The organism is Bacillus nitratireducens, from assembly GCF_036320425.1.
Taxonomy (GTDB): domain Bacteria; phylum Bacillota; class Bacilli; order Bacillales; family Bacillaceae_G; genus Bacillus_A; species Bacillus_A nitratireducens.
In genome coordinates this window covers 1-209 of the sequence record NZ_JAUMJO010000076.1, presented here as the reverse complement: position 1 = coordinate 209, position 209 = coordinate 1, and the positions used below count along the sequence as shown (strand labels likewise).

The window sequence follows — 209 nt, the reverse complement described above, 5'->3', positions numbered from 1 at the left end:
CCTGTATCGTGCTGTTGATTCGAACGGAAACACAATCGATTTTTGCCTAAGCAAAACAAGAGATCATAAGGCTGCAAAGTGCTTTTTCAAGAAAGCTTTGCGGTCTTTTCATGTTTCAAAGCCACGTGTGATAACAGTCGATAAGAATCCAGCTTATCCTATAGCAATTGAACAGTTAAAAAAAGAAAAAAGCATACCTAACGGTATGC

Annotated in this window: 1 protein-coding gene; it reads left to right on the top strand. The window is 38.3% G+C overall.

The window, feature by feature from the left end:
• A partial coding sequence (locus Q3V31_RS30925) for a DDE-type integrase/transposase/recombinase (protein WP_329767711.1) occupies positions 1-209 on the top strand: 209 nt, incomplete at both ends.